Source organism: Psychrobacillus sp. L3, assembly GCF_042945595.1.
Classification (GTDB): Bacteria; Bacillota; Bacilli; order Bacillales_A; family Planococcaceae; genus Psychrobacillus.
Map to the genome: position 1 here is coordinate 44,067 of NZ_CP168493.1, position 26,511 is coordinate 70,577.

General features: G+C 36.3%; 29 protein-coding genes. 28 read left to right on the top strand and 1 reads right to left on the bottom strand.

Features of this window, described 5'->3' with window-relative positions:
- The first annotated feature begins 11 nt into the window (after nucleotides 1-11).
- The 3 genes from ACEPXD_RS00205 to rsmI are packed head-to-tail and all read left to right on the top strand — an operon-like array spanning nucleotide 12 to nucleotide 1,888.
- Nucleotides 12-758, top strand: coding sequence for a tRNA1(Val) (adenine(37)-N6)-methyltransferase (locus ACEPXD_RS00205; protein ID WP_391118811.1), 747 nt, complete (start codon nucleotides 12-14; stop codon nucleotides 756-758).
- The gene (locus ACEPXD_RS00210) at nucleotides 745-1,038 is read left to right on the top strand and encodes a GIY-YIG nuclease family protein (RefSeq protein ID WP_391118813.1); all 294 of its coding nucleotides are present in this window, start codon (nucleotides 745-747) and stop codon (nucleotides 1,036-1,038) included. Before ACEPXD_RS00205 ends, ACEPXD_RS00210 begins: the two co-directional genes overlap by 14 nt.
- Nucleotides 1,010-1,888 carry a 16S rRNA (cytidine(1402)-2'-O)-methyltransferase gene (gene rsmI / locus ACEPXD_RS00215; protein WP_391118815.1) on the top strand — a complete coding sequence of 293 codons (879 nt, stop codon included), beginning with the start codon at nucleotides 1,010-1,012 and terminating at the stop codon, nucleotides 1,886-1,888. The genes ACEPXD_RS00210 and rsmI overlap by 29 nt, the downstream gene beginning before the upstream one ends.
- 68 nt (nucleotides 1,889-1,956) lie before the next feature.
- Here the strand turns inward: rsmI and ACEPXD_RS00220 are convergent, their stop codons facing one another.
- Nucleotides 1,957-2,232, bottom strand: coding sequence for an AbrB/MazE/SpoVT family DNA-binding domain-containing protein (locus tag ACEPXD_RS00220; RefSeq protein ID WP_313894770.1), 276 nt, complete (start codon nucleotides 2,230-2,232; stop codon nucleotides 1,957-1,959).
- Nucleotides 2,233-2,577: 345 nt separating this feature from the next.
- Here ACEPXD_RS00220 and metG point away from each other — a divergent pair, with 345 nt between their 5' ends.
- From metG to ACEPXD_RS00345, 25 genes are all read left to right on the top strand, one after another.
- A complete protein-coding gene (metG, locus tag ACEPXD_RS00225) occupies nucleotides 2,578-4,530 on the top strand; it encodes a methionine--tRNA ligase (RefSeq protein WP_391118817.1) in 1,953 nt (650 codons plus the stop codon).
- A 224-nt stretch (nucleotides 4,531-4,754) separates the two neighbouring features.
- Nucleotides 4,755-5,525: a TatD family hydrolase gene (locus tag ACEPXD_RS00230; RefSeq protein WP_391118819.1), complete on the top strand. Its 771-nt coding sequence runs from the start codon at nucleotides 4,755-4,757 to the stop codon at nucleotides 5,523-5,525.
- Between the two features lie 131 nt (nucleotides 5,526-5,656).
- Nucleotides 5,657-6,868: a ubiquitin-like domain-containing protein gene (locus tag ACEPXD_RS00235; protein ID WP_391118821.1), complete on the top strand. Its 1,212-nt coding sequence runs from the start codon at nucleotides 5,657-5,659 to the stop codon at nucleotides 6,866-6,868.
- A 241-nt stretch (nucleotides 6,869-7,109) separates the two neighbouring features.
- Nucleotides 7,110-7,670, top strand: coding sequence for a ribonuclease M5 (gene rnmV / locus ACEPXD_RS00240; RefSeq protein WP_391122912.1), 561 nt, complete (start codon nucleotides 7,110-7,112; stop codon nucleotides 7,668-7,670).
- A gap of 3 nt (nucleotides 7,671-7,673) precedes the next feature.
- Complete coding sequence (gene rsmA, locus ACEPXD_RS00245; protein ID WP_391118823.1) at nucleotides 7,674-8,552, top strand: 16S rRNA (adenine(1518)-N(6)/adenine(1519)-N(6))-dimethyltransferase RsmA; 879 nt, start codon at nucleotides 7,674-7,676, stop codon at nucleotides 8,550-8,552.
- A 154-nt stretch (nucleotides 8,553-8,706) separates the two neighbouring features.
- Nucleotides 8,707-8,970 (top strand): biofilm formation stimulator Veg, encoded by a 264-nt coding sequence (gene veg / locus ACEPXD_RS00250; RefSeq protein ID WP_391118825.1) that lies wholly within the window; start codon nucleotides 8,707-8,709, stop codon nucleotides 8,968-8,970.
- Between the two features lie 133 nt (nucleotides 8,971-9,103).
- The gene (locus ACEPXD_RS00255; protein ID WP_387586096.1) at nucleotides 9,104-9,277 is read left to right on the top strand and encodes a small, acid-soluble spore protein, alpha/beta type; all 174 of its coding nucleotides are present in this window, start codon (nucleotides 9,104-9,106) and stop codon (nucleotides 9,275-9,277) included.
- Between the two features lie 293 nt (nucleotides 9,278-9,570).
- The gene (gene ispE / locus ACEPXD_RS00260) at nucleotides 9,571-10,437 is read left to right on the top strand and encodes a 4-(cytidine 5'-diphospho)-2-C-methyl-D-erythritol kinase (protein ID WP_391118827.1); all 867 of its coding nucleotides are present in this window, start codon (nucleotides 9,571-9,573) and stop codon (nucleotides 10,435-10,437) included.
- A 55-nt stretch (nucleotides 10,438-10,492) separates the two neighbouring features.
- Nucleotides 10,493-11,344: a pur operon repressor gene (gene purR / locus ACEPXD_RS00265; protein ID WP_391118829.1), complete on the top strand. Its 852-nt coding sequence runs from the start codon at nucleotides 10,493-10,495 to the stop codon at nucleotides 11,342-11,344.
- Nucleotides 11,322-11,693 carry a RidA family protein gene (locus ACEPXD_RS00270; RefSeq protein WP_391122915.1) on the top strand — a complete coding sequence of 124 codons (372 nt, stop codon included), beginning with the start codon at nucleotides 11,322-11,324 and terminating at the stop codon, nucleotides 11,691-11,693. Before purR ends, ACEPXD_RS00270 begins: the two co-directional genes overlap by 23 nt.
- 184 nt (nucleotides 11,694-11,877) lie before the next feature.
- Nucleotides 11,878-12,171 (top strand): septation regulator SpoVG, encoded by a 294-nt coding sequence (gene spoVG, locus ACEPXD_RS00275; RefSeq protein ID WP_391118831.1) that lies wholly within the window; start codon nucleotides 11,878-11,880, stop codon nucleotides 12,169-12,171.
- Nucleotides 12,172-12,369: 198 nt separating this feature from the next.
- Complete coding sequence (gene glmU / locus ACEPXD_RS00280; RefSeq protein WP_391118833.1) at nucleotides 12,370-13,740, top strand: bifunctional UDP-N-acetylglucosamine diphosphorylase/glucosamine-1-phosphate N-acetyltransferase GlmU; 1,371 nt, start codon at nucleotides 12,370-12,372, stop codon at nucleotides 13,738-13,740.
- 22 nt (nucleotides 13,741-13,762) lie between these two features.
- Nucleotides 13,763-14,722 (top strand): ribose-phosphate diphosphokinase, encoded by a 960-nt coding sequence (locus ACEPXD_RS00285; RefSeq protein WP_391118835.1) that lies wholly within the window; start codon nucleotides 13,763-13,765, stop codon nucleotides 14,720-14,722.
- Between the two features lie 71 nt (nucleotides 14,723-14,793).
- Nucleotides 14,794-15,396 carry a 50S ribosomal protein L25/general stress protein Ctc gene (locus ACEPXD_RS00290; protein WP_391118837.1) on the top strand — a complete coding sequence of 201 codons (603 nt, stop codon included), beginning with the start codon at nucleotides 14,794-14,796 and terminating at the stop codon, nucleotides 15,394-15,396.
- 86 nt (nucleotides 15,397-15,482) lie between these two features.
- On the top strand, nucleotides 15,483-16,046 hold the full coding sequence (gene pth, locus ACEPXD_RS00295; RefSeq protein WP_391118839.1) for an aminoacyl-tRNA hydrolase: 564 nt from the start codon (nucleotides 15,483-15,485) through the stop codon (nucleotides 16,044-16,046).
- A 45-nt stretch (nucleotides 16,047-16,091) separates the two neighbouring features.
- Entirely contained in the window at nucleotides 16,092-16,322 is a 231-nt protein-coding gene (locus ACEPXD_RS00300) for an anti-sigma-F factor Fin (protein ID WP_391118841.1), read from the top strand.
- Between the two features lie 144 nt (nucleotides 16,323-16,466).
- A complete protein-coding gene (mfd, locus tag ACEPXD_RS00305) occupies nucleotides 16,467-20,000 on the top strand; it encodes a transcription-repair coupling factor (protein ID WP_391118843.1) in 3,534 nt (1,177 codons plus the stop codon).
- Nucleotides 20,001-20,086: 86 nt separating this feature from the next.
- On the top strand, nucleotides 20,087-20,623 hold the full coding sequence (gene spoVT / locus ACEPXD_RS00310; RefSeq protein WP_391122918.1) for a stage V sporulation protein T: 537 nt from the start codon (nucleotides 20,087-20,089) through the stop codon (nucleotides 20,621-20,623).
- Nucleotides 20,624-21,100: 477 nt separating this feature from the next.
- Nucleotides 21,101-22,711, top strand: a complete 1,611-nt coding sequence (locus tag ACEPXD_RS00315; RefSeq protein ID WP_391118845.1) for an oligosaccharide flippase family protein — start codon at nucleotides 21,101-21,103, stop codon at nucleotides 22,709-22,711.
- Nucleotides 22,712-22,723: 12 nt separating this feature from the next.
- Nucleotides 22,724-24,181, top strand: a complete 1,458-nt coding sequence (mazG, locus tag ACEPXD_RS00320; protein WP_391118847.1) for a nucleoside triphosphate pyrophosphohydrolase — start codon at nucleotides 22,724-22,726, stop codon at nucleotides 24,179-24,181.
- A 7-nt stretch (nucleotides 24,182-24,188) separates the two neighbouring features.
- The gene (locus tag ACEPXD_RS00325) at nucleotides 24,189-24,479 is read left to right on the top strand and encodes an RNA-binding S4 domain-containing protein (protein ID WP_391118848.1); all 291 of its coding nucleotides are present in this window, start codon (nucleotides 24,189-24,191) and stop codon (nucleotides 24,477-24,479) included.
- A 77-nt stretch (nucleotides 24,480-24,556) separates the two neighbouring features.
- Nucleotides 24,557-24,859: a sporulation protein YabP gene (gene yabP / locus ACEPXD_RS00330; protein WP_151698349.1), complete on the top strand. Its 303-nt coding sequence runs from the start codon at nucleotides 24,557-24,559 to the stop codon at nucleotides 24,857-24,859.
- Nucleotides 24,856-25,353 carry a spore cortex biosynthesis protein YabQ gene (gene yabQ / locus ACEPXD_RS00335; RefSeq protein ID WP_391118851.1) on the top strand — a complete coding sequence of 166 codons (498 nt, stop codon included), beginning with the start codon at nucleotides 24,856-24,858 and terminating at the stop codon, nucleotides 25,351-25,353. Before yabP ends, yabQ begins: the two co-directional genes overlap by 4 nt.
- 24 nt (nucleotides 25,354-25,377) lie before the next feature.
- Nucleotides 25,378-25,773 (top strand): FtsB family cell division protein, encoded by a 396-nt coding sequence (locus ACEPXD_RS00340; protein WP_391118853.1) that lies wholly within the window; start codon nucleotides 25,378-25,380, stop codon nucleotides 25,771-25,773.
- 136 nt (nucleotides 25,774-25,909) lie between these two features.
- Nucleotides 25,910-26,341 carry a S1 domain-containing RNA-binding protein gene (locus tag ACEPXD_RS00345; protein ID WP_151698352.1) on the top strand — a complete coding sequence of 144 codons (432 nt, stop codon included), beginning with the start codon at nucleotides 25,910-25,912 and terminating at the stop codon, nucleotides 26,339-26,341.
- The last annotated feature ends 170 nt before the right edge of the window (nucleotides 26,342-26,511 follow it).

Here is a 26,511-nt window from a genome sequence, read left to right on the forward strand (position 1 = left end):
GGGAATCAATTATGGAACTATGGTTAAGGGATGATGAAAGACTTGATTACTTATTGGCAGAAGAATTGAGAATTATTCAAAGTCCTTCTGTTTTTTCATTCTCGTTAGATGCGGTGCTTCTTTCAAGATTTACTTATGTCCCAATCAGTAGAGGGAAAATTGTCGATCTATGCACTGGTAATGGTGCCATACCATTATTTTTAAGCGCAAGAACAAAAGCAGAAATTATTGGAATTGAATTGCAAGAACGACTAGCAGATATGGCGAAAAGAAGTGTGCAATACAATAAGTTAGATTCACAAGTCATGATTAAACAAGCGGATGTCAAAGGAATTGCTACGCAAATTGGATTTGAAAAATACGATGTCGTGACATGTAATCCACCTTATTTTCCTGCACATGAAGCAAGTGATAAAAATCTAAAGGAACATTTAGCGATAGCTAGACATGAAATCCATCTCACTTTGGACGAGGCAGTTCGTTCAGCTAGCGAATTGTTAAAACAAGGTGGGAAAGCCGCTTTTGTTCATCGTCCAGGAAGGCTACTCGATATAGTGACCGCAATGAGAGCTAATCGGTTAGAACCAAAGCGCATTCGATTTGTTTATCCAAAGGAAGGTAAGGAAGCGAATACTTTATTAATAGAAGGAATAAAAGATGGCAAGCCAGATTTGAAAATCCTACCTCCTCTATATGTCTATGGAGAAAATGGAGAATATACAGAAGAAGTGAAAGAGCTACTTTATGGGAAAGAATGAAAAAAAGCATACTTTTTATGTGTTAAAATGTAGCGACGGGTCTTACTACGCTGGATATACGAATGATTTAGAAAAAAGAATTAGCGTACATAACGGAGGTAAGGGTGCAAAATATACGCGAGCAAAACTCCCCGTTGTTTGCATATTCCATGAAGTGTATGAAACTAAGCAAGAGGCCATGCAAGCAGAATATGCATTTAAACAACTAACTAGACCACAAAAGACTCATTATATGGGAGGGCAAATAAAAGATGAAATCTCAAAAGTCGACCGAACATGAACAGACTAGCTGCTTATACTTAGTTGCGACACCCATTGGTAATTTAGAAGATATGACAATGCGAGCAATTAGAATCCTAAAAGAAGTAGATATGATCGCTGCCGAAGATACCCGAAATACGAAAAAGCTGTGTAATTACTTCGAAATCTTAACTCCGCTAATGAGTTATCATGATCATAATCAACAAGTAGGTGGAGAGAAGATATTAGATTTATTAAGACAAGGAAAACGTATTGCATTAGTAAGTGATGCTGGTTTACCTTGTATCTCAGATCCAGGAGCAGACATTGCTGCAAAAGCGGTTAGTGAAGGGTTTGCAGTCGTTCCAATTCCTGGTGCAAATGCAGCACTTAGTGCATTAATTGCCTCCGGATTGACGACACAACCATTTTTCTTTTATGGATTTTTAAGTAGAAATAAAAAAGAACGAAAAGAAGAGATATCAAAGATCCAAAAAAGACAAGAATCTATTATCTTATATGAATCTCCACATCGTTTAAAGGACTCATTAAAAGATATGCAAGCAATAATGGATAGTAGTCGAAAGATTGTATTAGCAAGAGAATTGACGAAAAAATTTGAAGAGTTTTTAAGAGGAACGATTGATGAAGCTGTGGCGTGGGCAGAGCAAGCTGAAATTCGCGGGGAATTTTGTATTGTGTTAGAGGGAACAAGTGATGACCAAGTAGATGAAACAGAAACCCCTTGGTGGGAACAGTTAAGTATTGAGGAGCATGTAAATCGTATTATAGAAGAAAAGCAATGTACATCGAAAGAAGCGATCAAAGAAGTTGCTATTCAAAGGGGTTTATCGAAGAGAGATATTTATCAAGACTATCATGTAAGATGAATAAGACATTATTATTCTATGAAATAAAGAAAATCCGTATACCATAATAATGGATACGGATTTTTTATTTATTTTAAATTATTTTGAATTTCTTTAATAAGTAATTCTGCACCTTCAGGGCTTAGAATTAGTTTTCCATTAACAAGACGTAGGTTGTCATCAGATACTTCCCCTGTTACAGCACAAGTCATGTTTGGCATGTATTTTTTTAGAATAATTTTGTCATCATCAACGTAGATTTCAAGAGCATCCTTTTCTGCAATACCTAATGTGCGACGAAGTTCAATTGGAATAACTACGCGTCCTAACTCATCAACTTTACGAACAATACCTGTAGATTTCATAATAAATTTTTCTCCTCTCAAGAGTGCGTTTTTTTCGTCAAGATTCGACATAAATCTCTTTGATGTTATTTATCATACCAAGTAATACCATTTCCGTCAATAATTTAAGAGAAGACTAATAAAGGTTTTTGATAAAAAAACATTAAAATATGCATTATTTTAATAAAAAATTGATGTATCTTTTATGATAATAGGAATTATTTTGATATATTAACTATTTTAATGAAAAACTAATTTACCTAATTAATATTCGACAAATCTTGCGTTAATTAATTAATTGAAACAAGTTCAACGTTTCGATAGAATAAAGAATAAAGAAGATTCAACATTGGAGGAAGCTTTACATTGAAAGATCAACAGAGAACATTTTATATAACAACACCAATTTATTATCCGAGTGGGAAATTTCATATCGGTACTGCTTATACGACTGTAGCATCTGATGCAATGGCCCGTTACAAAAGATTAAGAGGTTTTGATGTGCGTTTTCTTACAGGGATGGACGAGCATGGTCAAAAAATACAAGAGAAAGCACAAGAAGCTGGTATGGAGCCTCAAGTATATGTAAATGAGATTGCAGCGGCTGCAAAAAAAGTGTGGGCGCTAATGGATATATCATATGATGATTTTATTCAAACTACGGAGGAACGTCATAAAAAAGTCGTTGAAACTATTTTTCAAAAGTTTTTAAACAATGGAGATATTTATAAAGGTGAATATGAGGGATGGTATTGTACACCCTGTGAATCATTTTTCACAGAAACACAATTAGTAGACGGCAATTGTCCAGATTGCGGTCGTTCCGTTCATAAAGTAAAAGAAGAATCTTACTTCTTTAATATGAAGAAATACGCAGATCGATTATTAGCATACTATGAAGATAATTTAGGGTTTATTGAACCAGAGTCTAGAAAAAATGAAATGATTAATAATTTTATTAAGCCTGGTTTAGAGGATCTATCTGTATCTAGAACATCCTTTGACTGGGGAATTCACGTACCTGGGGATCCGAAGCATATCATTTATGTATGGGTGGATGCGTTAACGAATTATATTACATCGCTTGGGTATTTAACTGAGGATGATTCGCTGTTCCAAAAATTTTGGCCAGCAGACGTACACGTTGTAGGAAAGGATATTGTTCGATTCCATACAATTTATTGGCCAATCTTCTTAATGGCTCTAGACTTACCACTTCCTAAAAAAGTATTTGCTCACGGATTTATTATGATGAAAGACGGTAAAATGTCGAAGTCAAAAGGGAATGTGGTATATCCAGAAATGTTGGTAGAACGCTACGGTTTAGATGCAACTCGCTACTTCCTATTGCGTGAGCTTCCTTTTGGACAAGATGGCGTATTTTCTCCTGAATCATTTGTGGAACGAACAAATTTCGATTTAGCAAATGACTTAGGCAACTTGTTAAATAGAACTGTTTCCATGATTAATAAATACTTTGATGGAAAAATTCCAGTTAATCAAAGTGAACCTACTGAATTTGATGCAGCGCTTCATCAATTTGCAAAAGAAGTAGTGGAAAAGTATGAAGCAAATATGGAAAAAATGCAATTCAGCATTGTGTTAGGAGATTTATGGTCATTAGTGTCTCGTACAAATAAATATATTGACGAAACACAACCCTGGGCACTTGCAAAAGACGAAGCATTGAAAGGTCAATTAGCAGCAGTAATGACGAATTTAGCAGAAAGTTTGCGTCAAATTGCTATATTGACTCAACCCTTTATGACGAATAGTCCAAAAGAAATTATTGGACAGCTTGGTTTAAAAGAAGCGTATTTGACATGGGATCTACTAGGATCATTTAATGTGATTGAAGATGGAATGCAAGTAATTACAACGGGTGTTCCAATTTTTCCACGACTAGACGTGGAAGTAGAGGTAGCCTATATTCGAGAGCAAATGCGTGGGTCAGTACAAACTCCACAAGAAGAAGTGGAAGAAGAGCCTCAAGCGGAAGAAATTTCTATTGATGATTTCTTCAAAGTAGATTTACGTGTAGCGACAGTTATCGATTGCGAACCAATTCCAAAAGCAGACAAATTGTTAAAGTTACAACTGGATATGGGGTATGAAAAACGTCAAGTTGTTTCAGGGATTGCCCAACACTATAAACCAGAAGACCTAGTCGGTAAAAAAGTTATTGTAGTAGCGAATTTGAAACCGGTAAAACTTAGAGGAGAACTGTCCCAAGGGATGATTCTCGCAGGTGAAAAAGATGGTTATTTAACACTTGCAACAGTGGATGAAAAACTTGAAAATGGCGCACAAGTAAAATAATTTCCTATGACCTGTCACGAAATTTGTGGCAGGTCTATTTAAATTACAACTATTTTAAAATACTATTTTCAACAAGTAATTAATGTATAATTTTTGAAGTTAAGGAATTTAAATATTCATGCGTTAAACTAAAAAACGTGACTTTAATATTGCAATTGTAATAGTATTGTGAAGTGGATAAAGACAATTTAATGTGAAATTAACCTAAGCAAGGAGAAAAGACTATGTATATAGACACACATGTTCATCTAAATGCAGATCAGTACGACGAGGATCTCCAAGAAGTGATTGATAGAGCAATAGCTGCAAATGTACAGAGAATGATTGTCGTTGGATTTGATCATAAAACAATTGAGCGCGCAATGAAGCTTGCGGAAAATTATCCGTTTATTTATGCAGTAATCGGTTGGCATCCAGTAGATGCAATTGATTGCACAGAGGAAGATCTACAATGGATTGAAGAACTTTCTGCGAATAAAAAAGTGGTCGGCATTGGGGAAACTGGACTTGATTATTACTGGGATAAGTCACCTAAAGATGTTCAACAAGCATTATTTCGTAAACAAATACGTCTAGCGCAAAAAGTAAACTTGCCGATTATTATACATAATCGAGAGGCAACAGAAGACGTTTTACGTATTTTAAAAGAAGAAGAAGCACATTTGACTGGTGGAATCATGCATTGCTTTGGTGGAAGCGTAGAAACGGCTCTTCAATGTATTGATATGAACTTTATGATCTCACTTGGCGGTCCAGTTACATTTAAAAATGCAAAAAAGCCAAAAGAAGTAGCAACAGAAATTCCGTTAGAACATTTATTGATTGAAACAGATGCACCGTATTTAGCTCCGCATCCTCATCGTGGAAAAAGAAATGAACCTTCACTTGTACCACTTGTAGCAGAAGAAATTGCACGTTTAAAAGGTATATCTATAGAAGAAGTGGCAGTTGCAACTACGAAAAATGCAAAAGATTTTTTTGGACTTATTGATTAAAAAATGTAGAACTTTCTATACTGTTAACAGAGGGATTTTTTGGTTAGTTAGAACTATAAAAAAATCTGTAAGTGTTGACAAGCTGAAAAGTACTCTATATAATCATCCGAGTGAACAAGGAGGCGTTTTTCATGTCAAATAATACCATGGGAAACCTGTTCTTTCATTCATTGAGGAGCAAGCAAACACTAGTAATGGTTGGAACTATACTATTGTTTCTTGCAGTAGTTTCTTTCGTTTTATTCGAAGGAACAAAGAAAACTGTTGCTTTAACAGTTAATGGTGAACAACAAGAGATTTTAACGCATGCAAATACAGTTGGTGAACTACTAAAACAAAATGATATAGTAGTTGCCAACGAAGATTATTTAAAACCCTCAGTGAACACGACAATCAAAAATAATTTAGCGATTGAGTGGGAGCAGGCAAGACAAATAGAAATCACGGTGAATGGAAAAATTCAAACCATTACAACTACTGCTGATTTAGTTTCAGAAATACTCGCAAAGGCAAATGTTCAACTAGACGAACATGATGCAGTAACACCTGCTGTGAATGCAGAGGTTGGACCCGATTGCAAAGTTGCTATTGAAAAAGCGTTTGATGTAACCCTTTTAGATGGTAAGCATGAGCAAAAGGTAAGGTCCACTTCGACTACGGTCGCTGACTTTTTAAAACAACATAACATTCAAATGAATGAATTCGACCGAGTGGGACGGGAAATGGATGAATTAGTACTTCCGAATTCTGTAATACAAATAGTGCGAGTAGAAAAGGTCACCGATGTAGTTGAGGAAGAAACAAACTTTGCAGTAGAAACGAAAAAAGATGACTCGCTATTAAAAGGGAAAGAAAAAGTAGTGCAAGCCGGAGAAAAAGGATCCGTTTCACGAAGTTATGAAGTCATAAAAGAAAATGGCAAAGAAGTATCTCGTAATGTAGTTAGTGAAAAGATTATCAAAGAACCAACGAAAAAAGTTGTAGCAGTGGGTACTAAGATTGTTACGGCTAGTGTTTCTCGTGGAGAAAATTCGTCATCTACACCATCAGGAGGAAGCGAGTTTTACGTAACCGCAACAGCATATACAGCTTATTGTAACGGTTGTACTGGTGTTACTACATCTGGTTTAAACTTGAAATCCAATCCAGACTTAAAAGTAATTGCAGTAGATCCTAGTGTTATTCCACTTGGATCAAAAGTTTGGGTGGAGGGCTATGGTTATGCTGTAGCGGGTGATACTGGTGGAGCAATAAAAGGAAATAAAATTGATTTATTTATGCCTTCTAAGTCCCAAGCATATGACTTTGGACGCAAAAAAGTGCGTATTAAAGTATTAAATTAACTTAATTCACCAAACTTCAAATCATGCACAGGTGTATTTGAAAAAATGCTTTTTTACTTTGTAACTGCCCGGACTCCAGAGTCTGTTCTTCTGCGGTCACTCGTCGTAGAAGGGCATTATGGATCTAGGTAGACAAAGATGTTTGCGTTTTTCTTATCATAAAGCTTCCCTTTCGTTGGTTAGGGAAGCTTTTTTGCGTTATGATAGAAAGCAGGAGAAAGAAAGAAAAGAGGAAGTTTGCTTGCGAATAAAAGAAGTAATAGTCGTAGAAGGAAAAGATGACACAACCGCTATTAAACGATCCGTTGAAGCAGATACTATAGAAACGAATGGATCTGCCATTTCTAAAGAAACACTTATTAAAATCCAACATGCACAAGATAAAAGAGGGATTATTGTTTTTACTGATCCAGATTATCCAGGGAGACGTATACGTGCAATTATTGAAGAGCATGTTCCGGGTGTGAAACATGCCTTTTTATCGAAAGAAAAAACGATTGCTAAAAACGGTAAAGGGCTTGGGATTGAGCATGCAAAAGATGAGGATATTCGACAGGCACTTGCGGGTGTTTATACTCCAAAGTCTGATGGGGATGCAGCACCAAATATTCCTTTAGAAGTTTTAATTGAAGGAAAGCTCATTGGTCACCCAAACTCCAAAGAGCGAAGAACAATACTTGGAGAATTGTTGAAAATAGGTTATACAAATGGAAAGCAATTACAAAAAAGACTTTCTATTTTTCAAATTAGCAAACAGCAGCTAGAGGAAGCAATCATGCAGCTTGATATGGAGGATAAATAATTTATGCAAAAAGATATAGCAACACCAATTCGCACTCAGGAAATACTGAAGAAATACGGCTTCTCATTCAAAAAAAGCTTAGGTCAAAACTTTTTAATTGATCCGAACATCTTACGTAATATTGTGTCACATGCAGATTTAACAAAAGATTCTGCAGCTATTGAAATTGGACCAGGAATTGGCGCGTTAACCGAGCATTTAGCAAGAGCGGCAGGAAAAGTAGTCGCGTTTGAAATTGATCAAAGATTGCTACCAGTTTTAGAAGATACCCTATCCCCATATGAAAATGTAGAAATTATTCACTCGGATATTTTAGAAGTTGATGTAAAACAAATTTTTCAGGATAAATTAGCCGATTATAAAGATGTAATGGTCGTTGCAAATTTACCTTATTATGTAACAACGCCAATTTTATTAAAGTTGTTAATGGATCGTCTGCCTATTCGTGGAATGGTCGTTATGATGCAAAAAGAAGTGGCAGATCGAATTACAGCTTCACCCGGTACAAAAGCTTATGGGTCACTTTCTATCGCAATACAATATTATATGAAGGCAGAAGTAGCGATGGTAGTACCAAAAGCTGTTTTCATGCCGCAACCTAATGTGGATTCCGCTGTTATAAAGCTTACTCGACATCTGAAGCCGCCTGTGACTGTAATAGATGAAGACTTTTTATTTAAAGTTTCTAGAGGTTCGTTTGTTCAAAGAAGAAAAACAATTATTAATAATTTACAGTCCTCTTTACCAAATGGCAAGGAAAAGAAAGAGATAATTATTCATTCTTTAGAGAAAGTAAATATTAATCCATCTAGAAGAGGTGAGACTTTGTCCATTGAAGAATTTGGACGTTTGGCAGATGAATTATATCCGCATTTCCATTAACTCTACTTGTTACAATATTAGTAATATTTATAAACAAAAGTAGTGATTATAAGGAATAAATGTATTGACAACTATATGCTTTGATTGTTAAAATGTTTTGTTTGACAAAAAAATAAATGAATGGTATTATAGTATTCAGTGAGGTGTAAGCAGAATGCCAAAAACTTTAGCTGATATTAAAAAGTCATTAGATCATCATTTAGGCAAACGTTTGCAATTAAAAGCAAACGGAGGACGTAAAAAAACAATCGAGCGAGCGGGCGTATTGAGAGAGACTTATCATGCGGTTTTCGTTATCGACTTGGATCAGGATGAAAATTCTTTTGAACGTGTATCTTATAGTTATGCAGACATTTTGACAGAAGCAGTAGAAATCACTATTTATGATGAAGCAAATAATTTAATAGTTGTAAAATGATTATTTAGAACTTTTATTTTTTCTATATTTCGAAACAAACTGCTTTTGCATTCCTGTGAATGTAAAGGGAGTTTTTTTTTGTTTATAGGACATACTATAAATGCTAGTTGTTTAAAAGGAGGATACACCACGTATGGCTAAAAAAGGTATTATGTCTGATCAATTGAAAGAAGAGATTGCAAAAGATCTTGGATTTTATGATGTAGTCAAGACCGAGGGCTGGGGTGGGATAAAATCACGCGATGCTGGTAATATGGTAAAAAGAGCAATTGAAATGGCTGAACAACAAATGAAGTCACCAAAGTAAATTTTTCGTATGACCATTCTGGTTTTAAACTGGCAAGCAAACGAGATCCAAAATAATAAACAACTAGCGTTTTGGAAAGGTGGAGAAATCTGCCTTTCCTTTTTGAATGGATAATAAAAATTCCTAAAAAACTGTACAAAGTCCAGCTAGAAGTTCTTCTTAGATCTGAATTATAGTTGAATCGACACGATGTCATGAACTTAGACTGTATACCTATGGCATAGTCGCTTCCTCATTTCTTATGCGGTGTGTTAAAATAGGGAACAACCTATGTTTGAAAAGGAGCAGATGGAATGTACTATGTAAAAGCACCTGCTAAAATAAATTTAACACTCGATGTATTACATAAACGTCCAGATGGTTATCATGAAGTCGAAATGATTATGACGACTGTTGATTTGTCAGACCGTATTGGATTAGAACCAAGAGAAGATGGGAAAATACATATTCTGTCTGTGGATCGTTTTGTTCCTACTGATTTTAGAAATTTAGCATACCAAGCAGCAAAGATATTAAAAGAAATGTATCATGTAAAGTCTGGAGTTACGATTAAGATTGAAAAAAACATTCCAGTTGCCGCTGGATTAGCTGGCGGTAGTAGTGATGCTGCTGCAACTCTAAGAGGATTAAATACACTCTGGAGTTTAGGGTTATCTTTAGATGAACTTGCGCAAATCGGCACAAAAATAGGTTCTGATGTTGCATTTTGTGTGTATGGCGGAACAGCACTTGCCACGGGGCGAGGAGAAAAGATTCAAGAATTGCCGTCTCCAGCAAATTGTTGGGTAATTCTTGCAAAACCTACTCTAGGAGTTTCTACGGCAGATATTTACGGAAATTTAAAACTAAATCAGATAGAACATCCAAATACAAAACAAATGGTAGAAGCGATTGAAAAAAAAGATTTTGTGCAAATGTGTGCCTCCGTGGGAAATGTGTTAGAAAATGTTACATTAAAACTGTATCCAGAAGTTGCTAATTTAAAGGATCAAATGCAAAAATTTGGAGCGGATGCAGTATTGATGAGCGGCAGTGGTCCCACGGTGTTTGGGATAGTTCAACATGAATCAAGGGTACAAAGAGTTTATAATGGACTTCGTGGCTTTTGTGATGAAGTATATGCCGTTAGATTAATAGGAGAACGGGACTCACTTGCTTAAATGCGGATGATTGTGATACGTTTTCTTTAAAATATTCGTGTTTGGAGGTGATTGTATGAAATGGAAAAGAAGTGAACGACTCGTAGATATGACGCAATACATGATAGAACATCCCCATAAGTTAATTCCTTTAACGTACTTTGCATCTTTATACCAATCCGCTAAATCTTCCATTAGTGAAGATCTAACGATTATAAAAGAAACGTTTGAAGAAAGAGGCAGAGGCTTACTAATAACCGTCCCAGGAGCAGCTGGAGGGGTGAAATTCATTCCTACTATGACAAGCCAAGATGTTAATGAAATAACACAGAGCCTAATAGAGCAACTTTCAAAAGCTGATCGTTTACTACCAGGTGGCTATTTATATATGACAGATTTATTAGGAAATCCTTCTCTTATGAATAAGGTAGGTAAAATATTTGCATCTGCTTTTGCACATGAAAAAATAGATGCCATAATGACAGTTGCAACAAAAGGTATTTCGATTGCACATGCAATTGCAAGACATTTAAATGTACCAGTTGTGGTAGTTCGTAGAGATAGCAAAGTAACGGAAGGTCCTACGGTAAGTATTAACTACGTATCTGGGTCTGCAAGACGTATCCAAACCATGGTTCTTTCGAAAAGAAGTATGAAAAAAGGACAACGTGTTTTAATCACTGATGACTTTATGAAAGTGGGCGGAACAATTAATGGAATGAAAAACCTGCTCGAGGAGTTTAATTGTGAACTTGCAGGAATAGCTGTATTAGTTGAGGCGGATCATGAAGGCGAACAACTAGTGGACGAATATTTATCACTTATAAAATTACGTGAAGTCAATGAAAAAGATGGTACAATTGTTTTAACGGAAGGCAACTATTTTGAGAAGGGTGGAAACAATGATGAAAGCAGTAACAACAACTAATGCACCAGCGGCTATCGGTCCTTACGTACAAGGAGTGATTGTGAACGGAATGTTTTATAGTTCAGGGCAGATTCCATTAACTCCCCAGGGAGAAGTTGTAGAAGGTTCTATTACAGAACAAACAGCTCAAGTATTTGCTAATTTAAATGCGGTGCTTACAGAAGCTGGAACTTCATTGTCAAAAGTAGTTAAAACACTTGTTTTCTTAAAAGATATGAATGATTTTGCAGAATTTAACGAAGCATATGAAAAATATTTTGAGGGTCATAAACCAGCGCGCTCTGCAGTAGAAGTAGCAAGACTCCCGAAAGATGTAAAAGTAGAAATAGAAATAATAGCAGTTGTCTAATCAAAAGAGTATGCCTTCTTCGGAAAGCATACTTTTTTTATTTGTCATTAAACATGGTCAATAAATTAAAAAAAATGCGATATTTTAATATTAAAAATATTTTCATAAAAAAGAAGGATACTGGAAAGTTTTGTAGAATTACTATAATAGGATTTTTTCAACTAAGAAGAGAGGTGGTGTAAAAATGGAAGTAACGGACGTAAGATTACGTAAGGTACTATCAGATGGTCGTATGAGGGCTATCGCTTCCATTACACTGGACAACGAGTTTGTTGTACATGATATTAGAGTAATTGATGGAAATGCAGGATTATTTGTTGCAATGCCAAGTAAAAGAACGCCAGAAGGTGAATTCAGAGATATAGCTCATCCGATAAATTCTGGAACACGTACAAAAATTCAAGAAGCGGTATTATATGCTTATCATTTGAGTGGTGAACCAGAGGAAGAGGAACAAACAGTAGAAGTTAGTTATTAGTAATTAGATATGCTAAACGTACACAGTAAAATTATAATTTCTGAATTAAGCCATTTCTAAGGAGATGGTTTTTTTGTGCTAAAATTATCCATTTTACTTGGTTTGTCATGTATTTGTCAATAGATATTTCCTTGAAAAATCACGCTATTTCCGCTATAGTCAAAAGAGGAAATTAGCCCACTGGAGGGAAAACGGAAAATGACAAATACTTATGCGGTTGTGTTAGCTGCTGGTAAGGGAACTCGTATGAAGTCTAGTCTATATAAAGTACTACATCCTGTTTGTGGGAAACCTATGGTAGAACATGTTGTAGCAAACATGGAGAAGCTCGGCGTTGAAAAGATTGTAACAATTGTTGGACATGGGGCAGAAACTGTTCAAGGCAAGTTAGGTACTAGAAGTGAATACGCTCTACAAGCGGAGCAGCTAGGTACAGCTCATGCAGTTTTACAAGCGGAGACGGCACTTCTAAATCTTTCGGGTACAACTATTGTTATATGTGGAGACACGCCTCTAATTACTGCTGAAACAATGAGGGATCTATTAGATCTTCATAAAGAAACAGGCGCAAAAGCAACTATTTTAACAGCAATTGCGAGTAATCCAACAGGTTATGGAAGGGTTATTCGAGCGGAAGATGGTAGTGTAAAAAATATCGTAGAACAAAAAGATGCATCTACAGAAGAGCAACTTGTAAATGAGATTAACTCAGGAACTTATTGTTTTGATAACGAGGCATTATTCAAATCGTTGAAATTAGTAAAAAACGAGAATTCTCAAGGTGAATATTATTTGCCGGATGTAATTGAAATTTTGCAAAAAGATGGAGAGATAATTTCTGCATATGCAGCAAAAGACTTTGATGAAATTTTAGGTATAAATGATCGAATTGCACTTTCTCAAGCAGAACAAACTATGAGATCCCGTATTGCACATCACCATATGCGTGAAGGCGTGACAATTATTGATCCTCAAAATACATACATTAGTAGCGACACTATAATTGGGGCAGATACAGTTATTCAGCCAGGTGTAATGATTGAAGGAAAAACAGTTATTGGTGGAAATTGTACGATTGGTCCAAACAGCCATATAGTTTCTAGTGTGATTGGTACAGGAACGACTATCCATTCTTCTGTTATTCTATCAAGCGAGATTGGCGATCACACGGCTATTGGTCCATTTGCACATATTCGACCACAGACAGAGGTTGGAAATGATGTGAAAATTGGTAACTTTGTCGAAGTAAAAAAATCCATAGTAGGAAATGGAAGCAAAATTTCTCATTTGAGTTATATGGGAGACGCATCTATTGGTTCAAATGTGAATATTGGATGTGGCACAATTACTGTAAACTATGATGGAAAAAATAAATTTGTAACGAAGATTGAAGATGATGCTTTTGTTGGTTGTAACTCCAATTTAGTAGCACCGGTTACAATTGGCAATAAAGCATATGTTGCTGCGGGCTCTACCATTACAAAAGATGTACCTGATGAAGCACTTGCGATCGGACGTGCTCGACAAGAAAATAAATTAGGCTACGTAAATAAACTAAAACTAAAATAACCCACTATCCAGGAGGATTATCATGCCAGAACAATACAAAAACTCAAAATTGAAAATATTCACATTAAATTCTAACAGAGAATTAGCTGAAGAAATTGCGAAGGAAGTAGGACTTCCATTAGGTAAATCTACAGTAACTAGATTTAGCGATGGAGAAGTCCAAATCAATATTGATGAAAGTATTCGAGGGTGTGACGTATTCATCGTTCAATCAACTTCAGGTCCTGTAAACGAACATCTGATGGAATTGTTAATTATGCTTGACGCTGTTAAACGCGCATCGGCTAGAACAGTAAGCGTAGTATTACCTTATTACGGATATGCGCGTCAAGATAGAAAAGCGCGTGCTCGTGAACCAATCACGGCTAAACTTGTCGCGGATCTTTTAACTACAGCAGGGGCAACTCGTGCAATCGTACTTGATCTACATGCTCCCCAAATTCAAGGATTCTTTAATATTCCAATTGATCACTTAGTTGCTGTTCCTATTTTATCTGATTACTTCTTAGGGAAAGATCTTGATCCATCCGAATTAGTTATCGTATCACCTGACCATGGTGGTGTAACTCGTGCTCGTAAAATGGCGGATCGTTTAAAAGCTCCGATTGCTATTATAGATAAACGTCGTCCACGTCCAAATGTAGCGGAAGTAATGAATATTGTAGGTAATGTAGAAGGAAAAACGGCTATTTTGATCGATGATATTATTGATACTGCGGGTACCATTTCGATTGCAGCGCAAGCTTTAATAGAAAGTGGAGCAAAAGAAGTATATGCTTGCTGTACACATGCAGTATTATCTGGTCCGGCAATTGATCGAATTGATAACTCCATGATTAAAGAATTGGTTATTACGAATTCAATTCAATTATCTGAAGATAAAACTTCTCCAAAAATCAAAGAACTATCTGTAGCAAAATTACTAGGCGATGCAATTGTACGTGTTTTCGAAGAGAAATCTGTCAGCACTTTATTTGATTGATTTCAACGTTTGAAACATCCTCTATATGGGTATGAATATAGGTAGAAACCTATGGGAGGATGAAAACAACAATGAGTACACTAATCTATGCCCAAAAGCGTAAACATAAAGAAAATGCAAGTTTGAGAAAAAGTGGGTTTATTCCAGCGGTCGTTTACGGTTTCCAAGAGGAATCCCAACCAATTGCCGTAAATGAACGAGATTTAGCCAAAACACTTCGAGAAGTTGGTCGCAATGGCGTCATAAAACTAGCAGTAGACGGTAAGACTGTCCATGTCGTAATGAGTGATTACCAAATGAATATTCTAAAAGGTCAAATGATTCATGCGGACTTTCTAGCGATTAACATGAAAGAAGAATTGGAAGTAAATGTATTCGTAAATCTAATTGGTGATTCCGTTGGAGTTTCAGAAGGCGGTATCCTCCAACAACCAAATCGTGAAGTCACAATTACAGTAAAACCATCGAATATTCCTGAGAGTATTGAGTTGAATGTATCGAAAATGGCTATTGGTGATACATTAACAGTCGCGGAAATTCGAGGAACAGTAGATTACTTAATTGTAAATGAAGATGATTATACGTTAGCTATTGTGTCAGCACCTCGTGTAGAAGAGGAAGAGACTGAGACAACTGGAACAGAAGAAGTCGAAACATCAATTCAAGATGAATAAAAGAAAAGAGATTGTCTAAAGGCAATCTCTTTTTTCTAATGAATATGATAAAATGGATGAAATACGTATTAAAGGAATGGAAATGAATGAAAATGATTGTTGGACTTGGGAATCCCGGTAAACAATATGAGGCAACCAGACATAATATCGGATTTCATGTAATAGATGAACTTGCAAATCGATTAAACATACCCCTTACTCAATCTAAATTTAATGGGATGTATGGTATTTCCCACATTGGAGCGGAGAAAGTAATGCTTCTAAAACCACTGACGTATATGAACTTATCTGGCCAATGTATTGTGCCTATGATGGATTATTTTGACGTAGAGGATGACCAAATGATTGTAATTTATGATGATTTGGATTTACAGGTTGGTAGATTACGTCTTCGTCAAAAAGGAAGCGCAGGAGGGCATAATGGGATTAAATCGCTCATTCAACATTTAGGTACACAGGAGTTTAATCGAGTTAGGATTGGGATCGATCGTCCGACAAATGGAATGAAGGTTCCGGATTATGTTTTGTCGAGGTTTACTGAAGAAGAGAAAACAGATGTAGTAGATGCGGTGAAAAAGAGTGCAAATGCATGTGAAGCATGGCTATCGAAAAGTTTTTTAGAAGTGATGAATATATATAATGGTGCATAAACTTTAGCGTACATACCTATACTTCCTAAAAAGGAGGTATTAGGAATGCCAATTCATTATAAATGCCGGCATTGTGAAACAGAGATAGGTCAATTGCCGTTGGATTCTATAGACGAACAGTTTTTGCAGAAAAACAATATTACACCAGAAGAACAAGAATTATATATAGTGCATGGAGTTGAAGGAGATTATACAGTGCAGTGTATTTGTGAAGATTGTCAAAGTTCGCTACAAAAATTTCCAAACTATTATGCGTTAAAAAAGTGGATACAGTAAAATTGCTTTGGCACGTTTTCGTGCGCAAAGCCTTTTTCTGTTTTGATCGGATGTTTAGCTAAAGCGCTATGCCCTTCAAGATATACATGATTGCTGCGGCTAAGTAAGCGTTTTATGCTTTTCTTTAAAGAACGGGGGGTTGAAATGGAACTTTTAAGCAATTTATTAATGGATGATACACATATGCAAAAACTAGTGAAAGAGTTGGAGCGCGGTCAAGATCAACAACTAATAACAGGTCTTTCTGGTAGCGCAAGAGCGTTATTTATTAAAATGTTATACAGTGCGCGCAGAAAAGCTGTTCTTATTATTACTCCTAATTTACTTCATGCTCAAAAGCTAACAGAGGATTTGGTAAAGCTTGTCGGGGATGACTTAGTGCGTTTGTATCCTGCAGATGAGCTTATAGCCGCGGACATTTCGGTAACAAGTCCGGAGCTACGTGCACAGCGAATTGAAACGTTGGATCATATGTTAACGAAAAGAAATGGCGTTTATATTGTGCCTGTGGCAGGTCTGAAAAAACATATGCCTACTGTGACAGACTGGAAGCAAAGTACTGTTTCTATTGCAGAAGGTGAAGAAGTAGAGCTAGAAGTACTTCTGCAAAACTTAGTAAATATGGGATACGTACGACAACCTATGGTTACTGCTCCTGGCGAGTTCGCTCTAAGAGGTGGCATTGTGGACATTTATCCACTCTATTTAGAGCATCCTATCCGTATTGAGTTATTTGATACGGAGATAGACTCAATTCGTACATTTTCGGCGGAAGACCAACGTTCTTTAGATAAATTAAAGGAAATTCGTATTTTACCAGCAACAGAATACGTCCTAACTGAATCGAAGAAGAAGTTACTTGCGCATAAATTGGAACAGTCGTTAGCAGAAAGCTTAAAAAAAGTAAAAATACCCGAAATAAAAGATCAATTTTATCAAAATATTCAACATGATATTGAACTTTTAAATCAAGGCGAGCAGCCAAAACAATTTATGAAGTACGTTTCTCTATTAGAAGATGGTAATAGCTTTTTAGGCCACTATTTCAATCAAGATGGAATGGTTTTATTTGATGAACTTGGTAGAATTCAAGAAGTTACAGAAACGTTAGAACGAGAAGAAAAAGATTGGTTTTTAGCTTTGTTAGAAGAAGGAAAAACAGTACATGATGTAAAACCATCTTTGAACTTGAAAGAAATTATTCAAATGCTTCCGAACGAAAAATTGTATTTCTCGTTATTTTCACGCACATTTTCAGGTATAACCATCAAAAAGAATACCACTTTCTCCTGTAAACCGATGCAAAATTTTCATGGGCAAATGCATTTATTGAAAAATGAACTTGAGAGGTTTACTAATGGTAAATTTCGTGTCGTTATTCTTGCTGACGGGAAAGATCGTGTACAAAAGATTCATACGGTTCTAGAAGATTATGAAATAGTTTCGAAGATTGGTGCTTCAGGAGAGGACTTGCAGAAGTCGGGTATCTATATAGTAGATGGAGATTTAGAAGCTGGTTTCGAATTACCTCTCCAGCGTATCGCAGTCATTACAGATGCAGAATTATTTAAACAAAAACATAAGAAAAAAGCGAGGGCTCAAAAAGTATCTAATGCAGAGCGTATTAAAAGCTATTCTGAAATAAAACCTGGCGATAATATCGTACATATTCATCATGGGATAGGGAAATATATAGGGATAGAAACGCTCTTAGTAAACGGAATTCATAAAGACTATTTGCATATTCGCTACCGTGGTGAGGATAAATTATTTGTTCCTGTCGATCAAATTGACCTAATTCAAAAATATGTCGCGTCCGGTGAAAGAGATCCAAAGCTACATAAATTAGGTGGAGCAGATTGGAAAAAAACAAAAACGAAGGTATCGGCAGCTATTCAAGATATAGCAGATGAGTTGTTGAAACTCTATGCGAAACGAGAGTCCGAAGTTGGTTACGCTTTCGAGCCAGATGGTGAAATGCAACAATCATTTGAATCGGCTTTCCCATATGAGGAAACAGAAGATCAGCTTCGTTCCATTGAAGAAGTGAAGCGTGATATGGAAAAGTCACGTCCAATGGATCGTCTTATTTGTGGAGATGTAGGATATGGAAAAACAGAGGTCGCAATAAGGGCGGCATTCAAAGCGGTAATGGAAGGCAAACAAGTAGCATTCCTTTGCCCGACAACCATTCTTGCTCAACAGCATTATGAAACTATGCTAGAACGATTTCAAGACTTTCCAATTGAAGTTGGTTTACTTAGTCGTTTCCGTTCCAAAAAACAGCAAACGGAGACGATTAGTGGCTTAAAAAAAGGAATAGTAGATGTAGTAGTAGGTACACATCGCATATTATCAAAGGATGTTGTCTACCACGATTTAGGACTTTTGGTCGTCGATGAAGAACAACGTTTTGGGGTAAAGCATAAAGAAAAAATTAAACAGCTGAAAACAAACGTAGATGTCCTTACGTTAACTGCTACTCCTATTCCTCGAACATTGCATATGTCGATGATAGGTGTAAGAGATTTATCGGTTATTGAGACACCACCTAAAAATCGTTTTCCAGTTCAAACATATGTCATGGAATTTAACGGATCACTTGTACGGGAGTCGATTGAACGAGAACTAGCAAGGGGAGGACAGGCATTTTATCTATATAATCGAGTAGAAGACATTACTCGAAAAGTAGATGAAATTCAAATGTTGGTCCCTGGAGCAAGAGTAGGTTTTGCTCATGGTCAGATGCCCGAAACAGAACTTGAATCGGTCATTATTAGCTTTTTAGAAGGCGAATATGATGTCCTCGTAACAACGACCATTATTGAAACTGGTATTGATATACCAAACGTAAATACACTTATCATTCATGATGCTGATAAAATGGGACTATCTCAGCTTTATCAATTACGGGGGCGTGTAGGACGATCAAATCGAGTTGCATATGCCTACTTAATGCATCAAAGAGATAAGGTTTTAACAGATGTTGCAGAAAAAAGATTACAAGCAATTAAAGAATTTACGGAGCTTGGATCTGGATTTAAGATTGCGATGCGTGATTTATCCATTCGAGGAGCGGGAAATCTATTAGGTTCACAGCAACACGGATTCATTGATTCGGTTGGTTTTGATTTATATACACAAATGTTAGAAGATGCTATTGAAGAAAAACGCACGGGTATCAAAAAAGAAGACATTCAAGACTTAGAAATTGTTTTATCGACAGATGCCTATATTTCAGATGATTATATACCAGATGGATATCAAAAAATTCAAATGTATAAACGTGTGAAAGCCATGGAGAAAGAAGAAGAATATTTAGACATCGTAGATGAACTACAAGATCGTTTTGGGGATATCCCTTTAGAAGCAGATAAGTTGTTGCGAATTGCTCGCCTGAAGATTTGGGGTAAAGACGTAGGGGTAGAATCTATTAAGGAAATAAACAAGCTTGTATCTATTCGTTTTAGTGAAGAAGGCACAAAAAATATAAATGGTGCTTTGCTTGTGGAAAAGTCCATGAAGTATGGACGTGCAGTGGGATTCAGTATGGATAACGCAAATCTAGTCATTACAATAGATGAAAGAAAAACAGGGAAGTTTAATCCATTTGATATCTTGGAAGAAATAATGAAATTATTGCCTGAAGCAAAAAAAGAAACGGCAGAAGTGAAATAACATTTTGCATATTTTTTGGTAATGTGATGCATACTATGGCAGAAATGAAATTTAATACCCAATCAGTCGAAAGTGAGGCACATTACATGAAAGCAACAGGCATCGTACGACGTATTGATGATTTAGGTAGAGTAGTTATTCCGAAAGAAATACGCAGAACGCTTCGAATCCGTGAGGGAGACCCACTGGAGATTTTTACTGATAGAGAAGGGGAAGTCATATTAAAAAAATATTCTCCTATAAGTGAACTCGGAGATTTTGCGAAAGAATATGCTGAAACTTTATACGAAACGCTTGGAACGCCAGTATTAATAAGTGATCGTGATGAAATGATTGCAGCGGCCGGGTTATCTAAAAAGGATTATTTGAATAGAAGACTTAGTCCAGATGTAGAAGAAATTGTTGGTAAACGAACAATTATTACGGAAAAACATGAAAATTCAGTGGAATGGGTGCCAGGAGTTTTTGAAACAGTAAAGTCATATTGCATTGCACCTATTATCTCGTCGGGTGATTCAATTGGAGCTGTATTTATCATTTCGAAAGTCCACTTTATAGGAGAAGCAGAGATGAAAGCAATCGAAACAGCAGCAAATTTTTTAGCAAAACAAATGGAAAGTTAACTCATATTATTACAAAGCCTTTCTCACATAGGGGAAGGCTTTTTTGAATGATAAGAAACTTTATAAAACATATTTATAGGGTTTTGTCTCTAGTTATCCAAACCCTAAGAGATTCAACAAATAGTTACTATAAAAGTGCAAAGTTTTACAATTAGTCTCGGGTGAGAAAAAAATAGTCTCGCTTTAGGATGAATTGGTCTCGGGTTCAACCGAATTGGTCTCGAAGTACCATAAAGTGTAAAAAAATTCACCTGATTAAGCGGCTCCCAACTTCTTAATAGCATTGTAATTAGTCTTTAGAACTTAAAAGAGTGTCATTCTAATAAATACGTGCTCCTGCGCAAGCTCGTCGCAGAAAATACGTGCTCCTGAGCAAGCTCGTCCAAGAAAAAATGTACTGTCGTGGCAGGCATAGGCGATTACGCTTTTATTGATGTATAATGGATGCATTGAACTGAATGGAAGAAGGATTTGCGAATGAGTAATGAATGGAATATGAAAACTTATATGAAAGGCGCTGCAATGTTGACGGTTTCCGCTATTATTGTAAAGCTACTCAGTGCTATTTACCGTGTGCCTTTTCAAAACTTAGTTGGAGATGAAGGCTTTTATATATACCAACAGGTTTATCCATTCATTGGAATAATCACAACATGGACCTCTTTTGGTTTTGCAGTTGCTTTATCTAAAATTTTATCTGAATATAGATCGACCGGTAAAGCACATGCACTACCCAAAATTTTGCAAATAGCATTTATTTATATCGGAATCATATCTATTGCATTTTTTATCTTATTATATTGGGGATCAGATTTCTTAGCAAAAGCAATGGGAGATGAACTGTTAGCTAGTCTATTAAAAGCAGGCTCCTACGTTATTTTGTTAATGCCTTTGCTAGCTGTTTTAAAAGGAGAATTTCAAGCTGGTGGTCGTATGAGGCCAGTAGCCTATGCGCAAGTTGTAGAGCAAGTCGTCCGAGTTTCCGTCATATTGTTGGGTACATGGATTGTCATATCAAATGGCTTGGATTTATATAAGGCTGGAAGCATGGCCATGTATGGTGCAGTAGCCGGGGAATTGGTTGGGGTGATCTTTCTTTCTTATATTTATTGGAGAGGGTTTGAACGTCCTCAAGTAAACCAGATAAAACAATTCGTTCCAATATGGCCTATTGTAAAAGATTTGACGATAATCAGTATAAGTGCAAGTATAAGTGCGCTTTTATTTTTACTATTTCAGTTGGTTGATTCATTTACGGTTTTTCAACTATTACTTGAAAATGGTATGGGAAAACTAGAGGCGATGGAGAATAAAGGTATTTATGATAGAGGGCAACCACTAGTTCAATTAGGAATTGTAATTGCTTCCACATTGTCTTTAGCTATTGTACCGTTAGTTGCACATCGAATGAATAAAGAAAAAGGAAGAACGGCTATTCCGTTCATGCAACTTACATTTAGAGTAGCTTTCACATTTGGAATAGCTGCAGCATTGGGGCTGATTGTAGTTCTTCCATATGTAAATGAAATGTTATTCCAAACAAGAGAAGAATCGATTACTTTAATGGTATTTGCTTTTCAAATTGTATGGATGTCTTTAATCCTCACGTTGATGGCGATGCTTCAAGGAATTGGGAAAGTAAAAATACCTACATTGTTTTTACTTGTTGGCGTATGCAGCAAATGGCTATTAAATGGTATGCTTATACCATCTTATGGTGTATTGGGAGCAGCGACATCTGGAAATATTAGTTTAGCTATTGTGTTTTTATGTATGCTTTTCTATTTCAAAAAGAACTGGAATATTCCATTTGCATCTTTTGCGTTTTATAAAGGGATTGTTATTGCTTCGCTCACGATGATTGTTTGCGTAATGGCGTATGAATGGTTAGCGGATAACGTCCTATTTGAAAGTTTTACAAGCCGAATCCGGTCTCTAATCATCTCTTTCAGTGCTGTGACACTGGGGACGTTTGTTTTCCTTATAATAATTGCGAAAAGACGCGTTATTGGAGAGAAAGAATGGTTTTTATTGCCGTTCGGAAAAAGAATGGCTATTTTCCAACTGTGGTTGAATAAAGAAAAATAAGGTTGTGAGCAGATGAATGAAATGACAATAATTGGACTTGGGGCGAGTGATTTAGATCAGCTACCACTAGGGATATATAAAAAACTAAAAGCTGCAGAGCATCTCTATGTTCGGACGGAGCAGCACCCAGTTTTGCAGGAATTAAAAAAAGAAGGTCTAACTTGGACAAGTTTTGATGGAATATATGAGAAAAATGAACAATTTGAAGGAGTTTATGAGGAAATTGTCGAAACACTTCTTCATCTAGCAAAGGAATCTTCCGTTATGTATGCAGTGCCTGGACATCCGTTAGTAGCAGAACAAACCGTGCAGTTATTAATAGAAGCGGAACAACAAGGGAAAGTGAAGATTCGTATCGAGGGTGGGCAAAGCTTTTTGGATCCCATTTTTGGAGCACTGCGAATAGATCCTATTGAAGGGTTTCAACTGTTAGATGGAACAAGCTTGAAGCGGGACACTATTCAAATGAATTCGCATGTACTAATAGGGCAAGTGTATGATGCGTTTAGTGCCTCTGAAGTAAAACTAACGCTCATGGAAAAGTATCCAGATGAGTATGAAGTAACGATTGTTACTGCGGCAGGTTCTACAAAGGAAAAGTTAACGAAAGTGCCATTATACGAGCTAGATCGCGTAATGGAGTTGGATAATTTAACTACTTTATACGTTCCACCGATACGAGAACAAGAAGAGCGATTGAAGGAGTGGCAAACACTACGTCAAATTGTGGCTGATTTAAGGGGTCCTAATGGTTGTCCGTGGGATCAAGAACAAACACACTCAACTCTGAAGAAGTTCGCGGTAGAAGAAGTGTATGAGCTATTACAGGCGATTGATGAGGAGGATGATCATCATATTGTCGAAGAACTCGGTGACGTACTCTTACAAGTATTTTTACATGCGCAAATAGGGGAAGACAATGGCTACTTTAGTCTAGAGGAAATACTTCAATCAGTTTCGGATAAAATGATTCGTAGGCATCCTCATGTCTTTGGAGATGCTATTGCGAATGATTCGGAAGAAGTGCTTCGTAATTGGCAACAAATCAAATCTGAAGAAAAAAAAGAAGCCAAAGGGTCACTATTAGACGGAGAATTGCGATCGGATTCCTCCCTGCTTACATCTTTTAATTATCAAAAGAAAGCGGCTAAAGTTGGTTTTGATTGGCCAGATGTGGCTGGTGCGTGGGAGAAATTTGAGGAAGAGCTGGAAGAATGGAAAACAGAGTTGAAAGATGGCACGAGTGACTCGCAAGTGGACGAGCTAGGAGATGTGTTATTTACAATTGTCAATTTGGCACGCTTTTATGGTCTATCTCCAGAACAGGCAATGATTCAAGCAAATGAAAAGTTTATTAGAAGATTTCAATTCATTGAGTCAAGTGTGAAAAAAGGAAAAGGTGACTTTTCACTTTATCATTTAGATGAGCTTGACGAGTTTTGGAAAGAAGCAAAGAAATTAGAGAGGTAGGGATATTATGAGATTAGATAAATATTTAAAAGTATCACGGCTGATAAAACGTAGAACGCTTGCGAAAGAAGTGGCAGATCAGGGGAGAGTAACGATTAACGGAAAAGTGGCAAAAGCTAGTTCTGATGTGAAGGTTTTAGATGAACTCTCCATTCGTTTCGGACAAAAAGTGGTTACAGCTACTGTCGATGCTATTAAGGACTCTGCGAAAAAAGAAGATGCTGCATCAATGTTCACAATTATCAAAGAAGAAAGACTAGAAAAAATAGATCCAGCATTTATGGATGATGAAGATTAAGAAAAAGCATGGCATTTGTCATGCTTTTTTTTTATGTGCATACAATACAAAGATAGGACAAGGAGAGGAGAGAGTATATGCAATTTCAAGCAGAAAACCAAACAATTACTATTCCATCGGGGGATCATTTGATTTCACTAAGAAATCGAAAAAGAATGGATTTAACATCAGTAAAGTCCATTGAACGATTTGATCAAACAGAATTTTATGTAAGAACATCCCAAGGAATCCTTCACATCAAAGGAGAAGAATTAAAGATTGTTCATTTAGACGTAGATAAAGGCCTCCTTACATTAGAAGGAATTGTTCGAGTAATGCAGTACGATGAGGAGCAGCAGGCTGACGGAGCAAGAGGATTACTTCATAAACTATTCGGATGACACTCTCTCTCCAATTTGTTAGCTTATTATTGTTGATGGTGAGTGGAATTCTAATTGGGGCAATCATTGAAGGGACGCGCTTTCTAACAGGAAGTTTTTCAAAGCGTTCCTTTGTTTTTAAATATCGAATAGGTATTGAAGTAATTATCTGGATATCACTTGGTTTGGGAACCTTTTTCTTGCTGTACGAAGTACGGGATGGGATATGGAGAGTTTATGATCCGTTGGCGCAATTATTAGGTATTCTTTTATACGAAAAGTTATTTCAGCCCGCATTTCAATTGACTGGAAGGATCTTTTTGCGTTTAATCGTTAAGCCTGTATGGTTCATAATACACGTATTTATAACAATTATAGGAAAAGTTATTAGTTTAATCTTCCTGCTAATATTAGTTATTACTAAACCATTTCGTTATATATATATAAAAACACTGCATTTGGCCCTTCAGAAAAAACCCAACTTCCGTTATAATAAAAAGTACACGAAAAATTGAAATAGTTTGACGGGAGAGGGCGAAGTGGGAGAAAATCAAAGGAAAGTACCTTTTGAGAAACAACTTGCATCAATTAATACTGATTACGTTCGCTCGATTGAACGTCAAGAAAACCGTAAACAGGCCAAAAAACTTCGTTTATTCAGACGTTTATCTATATTTGGGGTTATGTCCGTTGTAATTATTGGTATTTTAATTTCCACATTGATAAATAGTAATAATGCTTTAGAAGAAAAAAGAAAGAAAAAAGAACAAGTTACAGAAGAACTTGCAAAAGTACAAGAAGAGCAAGAATTGTTGAAACTTCAAATTTCCAAATTAAATGATGATGAGTACATTGGCAAATTATTGAGAAGAGATTACTTTCTGTCAGAAGAAGGAGAAATTATTTTTGCTTTGCCTGATAGCATTGAAAAATAAGATAAAATAACGCTTCAAGAGAGTAGTCTTATTGACACTCTTTTTTTGTTGGCTATAATAAAGGTAGGGTCTGTATGAAAAAATCGTATATACTCGTTAAAGAGTCGCTTAAATTTTAAGGAGGAGCATTTTTTTTATGTCAATTGAAGTAGGCAGCAAGGTAGAAGGTAAAGTAACAGGAATCACTAACTTCGGAGCATTCGTCGAGCTACCAGGAGGCTCAACAGGTCTGGTTCACATTAGCGAAGTTGCGGACAATTATGTGAAAGATATTAATGAGCATTTGAAGGTTGGAGATGTTGTTGAAGTTAAGGTGATGAATGTTGAAGCGGATGGCAAAATCGGATTATCTATTCGTAAAGCAAAGCCTCAAGCGGAAAGACCAGAGAGACCAGAACGTCCTCAGCGTCCACGTAACAACAATCGTTCAAATGATCGCGATCGTCCGATGAAAGAGAATTTTGAGCAAAAAATGACACGATTCTTAAAGGATAGTGAAGATCGTTTGTCTACGTTAAAGCGTGCAACAGAATCTAAGCGCGGTGGCAGAGGCGCTAAAAGAGGATAAATTGCTGTCTGTTTTATCGGTAGAAAAAATGTTTAATAGATGAAATTATTAAAAGCCCAACATTTGTTGGGTTTTTTTTATTGTCTGAAGAATGATGGAATATTCAATGACAGGTGAATAGGATAGGGAAATAAGTGACTAAATAAGTTGATTAATATACTTTGACGTTT

Excerpts from the sequence above, each read along its gene's own strand:
- ACEPXD_RS00205 (WP_391118811.1), top strand. The coding sequence starts at position 12 with ATGGAACTATGGTTAAGGGATGATGAAAGACTTGATTACTTATTGGCA.
- ACEPXD_RS00210 (WP_391118813.1), top strand. The coding sequence starts at position 745 with ATGGGAAAGAATGAAAAAAAGCATACTTTTTATGTGTTAAAATGTAGC.
- rsmI (WP_391118815.1), top strand. The coding sequence starts at position 1,010 with ATGAAATCTCAAAAGTCGACCGAACATGAACAGACTAGCTGCTTATAC.
- ACEPXD_RS00220 (WP_313894770.1), bottom strand. The coding sequence starts at position 2,232 with ATGAAATCTACAGGTATTGTTCGTAAAGTTGATGAGTTAGGACGCGTA.
- ACEPXD_RS00230 (WP_391118819.1), top strand. The coding sequence starts at position 4,755 with ATGTATATAGACACACATGTTCATCTAAATGCAGATCAGTACGACGAG.
- ACEPXD_RS00235 (WP_391118821.1), top strand. The coding sequence starts at position 5,657 with ATGTCAAATAATACCATGGGAAACCTGTTCTTTCATTCATTGAGGAGC.
- rsmA (WP_391118823.1), top strand. The coding sequence starts at position 7,674 with ATGCAAAAAGATATAGCAACACCAATTCGCACTCAGGAAATACTGAAG.
- veg (WP_391118825.1), top strand. The coding sequence starts at position 8,707 with ATGCCAAAAACTTTAGCTGATATTAAAAAGTCATTAGATCATCATTTA.
- ACEPXD_RS00255 (WP_387586096.1), top strand. The coding sequence starts at position 9,104 with ATGGCTAAAAAAGGTATTATGTCTGATCAATTGAAAGAAGAGATTGCA.
- ispE (WP_391118827.1), top strand. The coding sequence starts at position 9,571 with ATGTACTATGTAAAAGCACCTGCTAAAATAAATTTAACACTCGATGTA.
- purR (WP_391118829.1), top strand. The coding sequence starts at position 10,493 with ATGAAATGGAAAAGAAGTGAACGACTCGTAGATATGACGCAATACATG.
- ACEPXD_RS00270 (WP_391122915.1), top strand. The coding sequence starts at position 11,322 with ATGAAAGCAGTAACAACAACTAATGCACCAGCGGCTATCGGTCCTTAC.
- spoVG (WP_391118831.1), top strand. The coding sequence starts at position 11,878 with ATGGAAGTAACGGACGTAAGATTACGTAAGGTACTATCAGATGGTCGT.
- glmU (WP_391118833.1), top strand. The coding sequence starts at position 12,370 with ATGACAAATACTTATGCGGTTGTGTTAGCTGCTGGTAAGGGAACTCGT.
- ACEPXD_RS00285 (WP_391118835.1), top strand. The coding sequence starts at position 13,763 with ATGCCAGAACAATACAAAAACTCAAAATTGAAAATATTCACATTAAAT.
- ACEPXD_RS00290 (WP_391118837.1), top strand. The coding sequence starts at position 14,794 with ATGAGTACACTAATCTATGCCCAAAAGCGTAAACATAAAGAAAATGCA.
- pth (WP_391118839.1), top strand. The coding sequence starts at position 15,483 with ATGAAAATGATTGTTGGACTTGGGAATCCCGGTAAACAATATGAGGCA.
- ACEPXD_RS00300 (WP_391118841.1), top strand. The coding sequence starts at position 16,092 with ATGCCAATTCATTATAAATGCCGGCATTGTGAAACAGAGATAGGTCAA.
- mfd (WP_391118843.1), top strand. The coding sequence starts at position 16,467 with ATGGAACTTTTAAGCAATTTATTAATGGATGATACACATATGCAAAAA.
- spoVT (WP_391122918.1), top strand. The coding sequence starts at position 20,087 with ATGAAAGCAACAGGCATCGTACGACGTATTGATGATTTAGGTAGAGTA.
- ACEPXD_RS00315 (WP_391118845.1), top strand. The coding sequence starts at position 21,101 with ATGAGTAATGAATGGAATATGAAAACTTATATGAAAGGCGCTGCAATG.
- mazG (WP_391118847.1), top strand. The coding sequence starts at position 22,724 with ATGAATGAAATGACAATAATTGGACTTGGGGCGAGTGATTTAGATCAG.
- ACEPXD_RS00325 (WP_391118848.1), top strand. The coding sequence starts at position 24,189 with ATGAGATTAGATAAATATTTAAAAGTATCACGGCTGATAAAACGTAGA.
- yabP (WP_151698349.1), top strand. The coding sequence starts at position 24,557 with ATGCAATTTCAAGCAGAAAACCAAACAATTACTATTCCATCGGGGGAT.
- yabQ (WP_391118851.1), top strand. The coding sequence starts at position 24,856 with ATGACACTCTCTCTCCAATTTGTTAGCTTATTATTGTTGATGGTGAGT.
- ACEPXD_RS00345 (WP_151698352.1), top strand. The coding sequence starts at position 25,910 with ATGTCAATTGAAGTAGGCAGCAAGGTAGAAGGTAAAGTAACAGGAATC.